The sequence below is a fragment of the Campylobacter sp. BCW_6468 genome (assembly GCF_001762865.1).
Lineage (GTDB): Bacteria > Campylobacterota > Campylobacteria > Campylobacterales > Campylobacteraceae > Campylobacter_D > Campylobacter_D jejuni.
In genome coordinates this window covers 1-6832 of sequence record NZ_MJXQ01000003.1, presented here as the reverse complement: position 1 = coordinate 6832, position 6832 = coordinate 1, and the positions used below count along the sequence as shown (strand labels likewise).

The window sequence follows — 6832 nt, the reverse complement described above, 5'->3', positions numbered from 1 at the left end:
TTACTTCAATCTCACATTCATAATCATATTAGATAAAAAGATACTATCTTTATCAAAGTCTTTTGAGTTATATTCATTTTTTGATTGTATATTTTGCATAGTTTGCATTAAAGTTGAAAGATTATATAAACTTAAACTTTCTAATATATTTATGAGTTCTATCTTGCTTAAAGTATTAAAATCATTTAACAATCTAAGATAATTACTTATAATAGAAGAAGAATTTATATTATGAAATAAAATTTTATTTTTTATATCTTTTTTAATAAAAAATTGATTATTTTTTATATAAAAATAATTTCTAAAATGATTATTGCTTATTATTTGATTATAAAAACTTAAAAGACTTTCTTTGCTGTTTAAGTCTATAAAATTAAGATAAAAATTCTTTTCTTCTAAGGCTAATTTTAAAGCATTAAGATTTGCAAAAGAAGCATTAAGATTTTCATTATTTTTTAAAGCATAAACGATATTTTCTTGTTCTTGTTTTTGGGTAATAGCATATTGTAATAAAGGATTTTTATAATGTGTATTGCTATTGATTAAAACATTGATATAAAAAGCTTCTTTGCTTTTCTTAGTTAATTGAAGCAAAGATAAAAGTGTAGAAGGGATATAAAAAGAATCAAGCTTTAAATTTAAATACTTATCATAAGTATTTATATAAGTTAATTCTTGACTAAAATCCAAAGCTTGTTCTTTTAAATTTAAAAGCATTGTTCCACCTAATCCTAATAAAGCTAGATTTTTGAAATTCTCTAAAGCTTTTCTTTTTTCTAAATCGATTTGAAGTATTTTTTGCATTGTTCTTCCTTTCTTTTGTGGTTTACTCTTTTATATTATGCTCTTTAGCATAAGCTCTTATCTTAGCTCGAAGTTCTTGCGGAAAATTATATCTATAAATAGCAGGAATTCTTGGATCAAGAAGTTTATCAAGCTTATGTCTTTTATAATACCATTCTAGTTTTTCAGGGGTAAAATATCTTGGTGCATTAGGATAGCCTTGAGGAGGAGTTAGGGCTGCTAGTTTGGCAGTTAATATCATAGAATCTATTCTTAATTGTGCACTTTCTTCACTCCGATCATTTGGAATATCATAACCATAAGCATTAATCATACCATTAGAATACCCATCCATATAACGATCAAATTCTCTTCTGCTTTCATAAGTAGAATCTATATCCCTTGGATCTTTTATCTTACCTTCAACTATATCACTTCTTAAGGCTTTATACATACTTCCAAATTCATCTTCAGAAATTTGATATTCGTTATAATCAATCACCCAATCTACTCCCATAATCTCATCTATAAAAGGAAGCATACCAAATTCATCAGGTTTTAAAGTCTTAGCTAAGGTTTTAATCTCTTGTTCTCTTAAAGGATTTTTATGCACTCCTACTAAACCACTTCCTACAGCAATATCTGCATAACCATAAATAGCACCTAATAAATGAGGTTTATCTAATATACTACTTCCTCCACTTAGTTGTATATAAAGTATAGTAGCTTGTATAAATCTTGCATTAAAACCATTTTGAAACATATCATTAGCTAGGTATTTATAATCACCTAATATTCCTGCTGCCATACCCCATTCATTATGAAATAAACTTGATCTTAGATTATGTTTATTATCATCTACTATTTTATATAATTTTTCATATTTAGGATCTACATTTCCTTTTTCATCTACAGCTCCTATAGCTTCATAAGGTATATCTATAACAACACTTCTTATACCACTTCTTATAACTAAATATTTATATCTTTCTTTTTTAGTTTTTAAAGATTTATAATAAGCTTTTTCTGCTTTAGTCCAAGGAGCTATGCTTCCTTTGATAGGATCTTTTAAATAAATACTTTGCCAATCTTTAAATTCAAGTAAAGTAGATTTCTCCCCTGTGTGAAATTCAGGATCTAGGTATTGGGGTTGATAGTCTTTGTAGGGGGAGTTTCTTAATATACGATCAGCTTCAAACAAAGCTTTGGAATATTCTTGGGTGTATTTGCCTACTTCACGCCCATCTTTTCTTTTATCAAATATAATTTGATTTGTATTTTTATCAACTTCTAATATAAGTCCATTAGAAGTATAAATCTCGTAAATATCTTTATTACTGCTCATTATTTATCCTTTCATCCTATATATAAACCATCTTCCATGATTATAGTTGTAGCTAGTCTGCCTATGAATTTATTAGAATAATCTTGTATTTTATTAATATCATTAAAATCTTCTTTTTCTTTTCTTCTATTTCTTTCATTATCAACATATTCTTCATTTATCCCTCTATACATCACTTCTAAATTATGTTGTCCTATGGCTTCTAAATTTTCCATCAATCTTCTTGCCTTTTGCCTATCTTCTATGAACTTACCTTTTTCATCTTGAGTGGTATTATAAATCCCATTTGCATATTCATATAAAATTTGTATAGCATCATTATAAGCTAAGATAGGGTGTTGTTTTATCACTGGGTGTTGTGTTTTATATTCTTCTTTTCTTTGAAAATGCTCTAGCTTATATATATTACAATTTCTAAGTTCTATATTGTTTTTTTCAAAAAATTCCTTATCATTTAAGATATATTTGCCTTCATTGATTTTATCTTCCTTAAAAGCACTTCTTTTCTCATCTAAAATAATATAAGATAAAAGTCTTTTTAAGGCAAATTCTCTAGCTTCACTTGAAGTTGTAGCACAAGCAATACTAGGATAATAATTAAGCCCACCCGTGCATAATAAAGAACCAAAAATAAACTCAGATAAATCAAAACTCATAAATCTAGAATTTATCAATAAAGGATAGGTTAAGTATTCTTCTTTTTTTACAGCTAAAGGAAAATCATAGTTGTAAGTAAATTTTTCATACATTAGTTTTTCATATAAAATTTTCAATCTTTCATAATTTGTAGGTAAAAGTGTATCAATAAAAGATCCTGCTAAATTTTTTAATATATCCACGCTCAAGTCTTTACTCATTTTAATAGAAAAATCAATAGCTAATTGTTTTTTTACTTTTGATATCAAATGAATTTGCTTAGCTTTATCTAATCTTGAAAAACTCTTTGACTTTTTTAACTTACTTGCATATTCTAATTGATTAAAATAATAATAATTTGTTCCTATTTGATATAAAAAAAGCTTATTGAGTGATTTTTTACTTTTTGGATTAATTTTTATAAAACGCCCCTTAGGGCTAAGTGCATAAAATATCCCTAGTTCTTTAAAAAAATGTGCTTTAAAACTAGAAAATAATTTATTACCATAATACTTTTTATCTAAGCTTGAATCTATAAAAAATAAAATCATTTTTTTAAAAAAATCAGGCTGACTCATAAAAAATTCTGTAAAAGGAAAAAGTTGCTTAATGATATTAAAAAAAGTAATATCTATAGATAATTTTGCAAGTTCTTTATCAAGCATAATATCTTGAATGCTTTTATCTAAATCTTTTTTTGAAGGAAGAGTTTTGTCTGTTTGTATATTTTCTTCAAATTCAATCTCCTCATCAAAGCTTTCATTTAAGGTTTTTAAAAAATTTACATAAGTTTGATCTTCTTCTTCAAAATCATTTTCAAACATAGCTTTGGCTAATTCATCTAAATAAATAACTTCATCTTCTTTTTTATTTTTATTTAATTCTTTAGATAAAAAGATATAAATTTTTTTATCATTATCATAAAAATAAATATCATCAGGGATAAATAAGATATACTCATTAAAATAATTTGGTATTTTAATCCTTTGGTAATTAAGTGAAATATTTTTTTTATCACGCCCAGTATATGCCTGAAACAATTTATATCCCAAAGAATATTCTTGTGTAAAAGCTAAGTCTTTTTGTAAAACACACAAAGTCAAAGTCAATAAAATAACCGTTAAAGGTGAGTATTTCTTAAAATCTACATTTTCATATATTTTAAACATTAATGGTTTTGAGTTAAGATTGGATTGTGTTTGGTCATAGCGAGAATTGATATTATCTAAATAATTATTAAAAAGCTCGACATATTCTTTTACTTTTTCTTTTTCTTTTTCGCTAATTTCTTCAAGTTCTTTAGGCAATTTAAAAAAGCTATCAATATAAGCAAAATCTTGCTTAACTTTTTCATATTCTAATCGTTCGTTTATATGTTCTAATAAATAAAGTTTGACCCAAGAATATGTTTGATTATAAAAATTAAAATACCCTTTATATTTTTGATAAATCTGTCCATCAAGTTTCACAAAAGGACAAAGTTGCAATACATAATCATCTTCCTTTTTAACATCTCTTTCTATAAAATAAGAGCCATAATCTCTTTTACTAGGAAATTGCTCTTTTAACCCAAGTTTTTCATTTTTTGTAAGGGATTTTGGGCGATTTTTTATTATTGCTCCTAATTTTTTTTGATACAAGTCCTCACAAAGTCCTGCATTGTTAAGCTGTGGTGGATTAGTAATAAGCAAATAATTTTTACCCATTTTGGTTGTATTGATTTGATCAGTATTTTTTTTATCTAATATCATTTCTACTAGCATGGAAGAATTTAAATCAGGATATTCTGCATAAAAGAAATGATTGAGTTTAGAGATATTTAAATTGATTGCTTTTTTTAATGTTGTATCAAAATTATTTAAACTAGAATTCACTAAAAGTGTATTATCTAACTTTTCATTTTCAAATTTTAGATTATTTTCTAAAAAATTATCAAAAATACCTTGAAATTCTTCATCTAAAATAACTTTATAAAAACTATTTTTATAAAGACTAATAGAAGGTACATTAGAATAAGATGAAAAATCTAATAATACTTTATCATCTATAATTAATACATCAGATAAAATTTCTTCATTGCACAAAGCGATAATAGGATAAAGCTTACTAGTAATAAGCTCTAAAAGTGGATAAGCAAAATCATAATAATATTTTTGTTCCTTATACTCTTGATACTCAGAAGAAGAATTATAAGCTTCAAATAATGTATTTACAACAAAAACATAAGGATTTTTTTTGACTAAAGAGACAGGTTTTTTAAGATTGGTTACAGAATCTAATATATTGATAAAAAATTTTGCTATAGCTCTAATAATTTGCTTATATTCATCATCATTAGATTGAGCAATATTTTTTAAAAGTGTATTAAAAAGTGTATCTAGGGTAAGTTGTATCTTTGGTTTAATTTCTTGCTCAAAATAGTTAGATTCTTTGATATTTTTTAATAATATATTTAATTCTTTTTGAATTTCTTTTAAAAAATTTTCAATATTTTCTTCATTGTTTTCATCAATAATTTTATTGAGCGTTTTATTTTCATTTTGATTAATTGCATTATTTAAAAATTTTAAATTATTAAAGATAATTTTTTTAATGCTAGATAAATTTTTATCAGAGCTAAATTTTTGTTCTTTTGTGATTTCGTCTTTATTGGCTTGATTTAAATGTATGATTTTAAAAGTTTTTGTATTATCAATTTTAAAATTATCTTCAATAGTATGTAGTGTCTTATACAAAGAATTCTTAGCTTCTTTATATCCATCAAAATCACTACATATAAAAATAATTTTATTAGCATTTTTGGTAAGATTTTTTAACTCGATTTCTAAATTATGATTTGATGCAATTAAAGTAAAATTTTTTATTTTCATATTTTAACCCCATTTACCACCACAAATTTACAAACATAAAGCTCTTGTTTTCTATCTTCATCTTCTAAGATTTCATCTAGTCCTTGTGCGATTTGAAGTTTTAAATTTTGCATTTTTGCAGGAGCTAAAAAACTAAAATGATATTCGTTTAATTCTTTATTATCTTCTAAAGCATTTTTGATGATTTTATCATACTCATGTAGCTGTGTAAAATACCCTGCTCCTAAATCTTTATTTTCAAATTCCTTATAAGCACTTTTATAAACTTTAGCAATGTTTTTTGGGATAATAAAATAAAGTTTGATTAAATTAGTATCAAAGCTAAGATTTAGTTCTTTAAATTCATAATCTTTACTAAAGTCTTGTTTGAATTGATTAAGAATATTTATATCCTCTATATCTTTTAAATCTTTTAAATCTATATTAAATTCATTTAAAGCCTTATTTTGTTCTTTTTTTTCATTATTGATTAAAAGATTATAGATAGGTAAATTATCTTTTTGAAATCTATCACTTTTATAATGAAGTCTTATTATAGGTTCTTTTAACTCTATTTGATTTTTACTTTGTTCTCCTAAGCCCTCTTTAGGATCAAAGCTGTGATCAAATTTAAACTTAGTAGGAGTAAAGCTTACTTTTAAAGCAAAGCCTTTATCTGTTTTACAAGCTGAGATGAGTTCTTGTAAGATTACATATTCATTATTGACTTTCTTTTGAGATAAGGATCCTTTTACATTAACAACTTTAGTACAAGGAACACTTACACCTGCTATAGTATTAGGACAAGCTACTATACTAGAGTTTAATAAATCACTTTCTAGCATTATAGGCACACCATCATCTTTAAAAGTTTTTCCTTTGTTTGATTTAAGTATGACTTTGCCTCCATGGATACATTCTAGGTTTTGATTTTCTAAAAGAGCATGAAGTTTAGCTATAGCTTGTTTTTTATCTACTTGTGTGGTTTTTTGTTCTTTTAAAGTGTTTGAAATTAAGTCTTTATACTCTAAGCTTTGTTTGCTTAAACATTCTAATTTGATATTTAAAGAATTTTCTAATATAGAATAATTAAGCAAACAAAGTTCATCATTTTTATAAAAGATACTAAGTCTTCCTAAACCACTGCTTTCATCTTTAGGAGAAAAATAATAACTAGGTGTATCTTGTTTTATAGTATTATCTTGATCTAATTCTCCAA

The 6832-nt window shown here is 24.8% G+C and carries 4 protein-coding genes; all 4 read right to left on the bottom strand.

Going from position 1 to position 6832, the window contains the following annotated elements; genetic code table 11:
* Complete coding sequence (locus AJ889_RS00115) at positions 1 to 804, bottom strand: hypothetical protein (protein WP_070293170.1); 804 nt, start codon at positions 802 to 804, stop codon at positions 1 to 3.
* Between the two features lie 22 nt (positions 805 to 826).
* Entirely contained in the window at positions 827 to 2128 is a 1302-nt protein-coding gene (locus tag AJ889_RS00110; protein WP_057032039.1) for a hypothetical protein, read from the bottom strand.
* Between the two features lie 11 nt (positions 2129 to 2139).
* A complete protein-coding gene (locus AJ889_RS00105; RefSeq protein ID WP_070293168.1) occupies positions 2140 to 5634 on the bottom strand; it encodes a hypothetical protein in 3495 nt (1164 codons plus the stop codon).
* The coding region (locus AJ889_RS00100; protein ID WP_261660913.1) for a hypothetical protein at positions 5631 to 6832 on the bottom strand (1202 nt) is incomplete at its 5' end. The genes AJ889_RS00100 and AJ889_RS00105, both read right to left, overlap by 4 nt.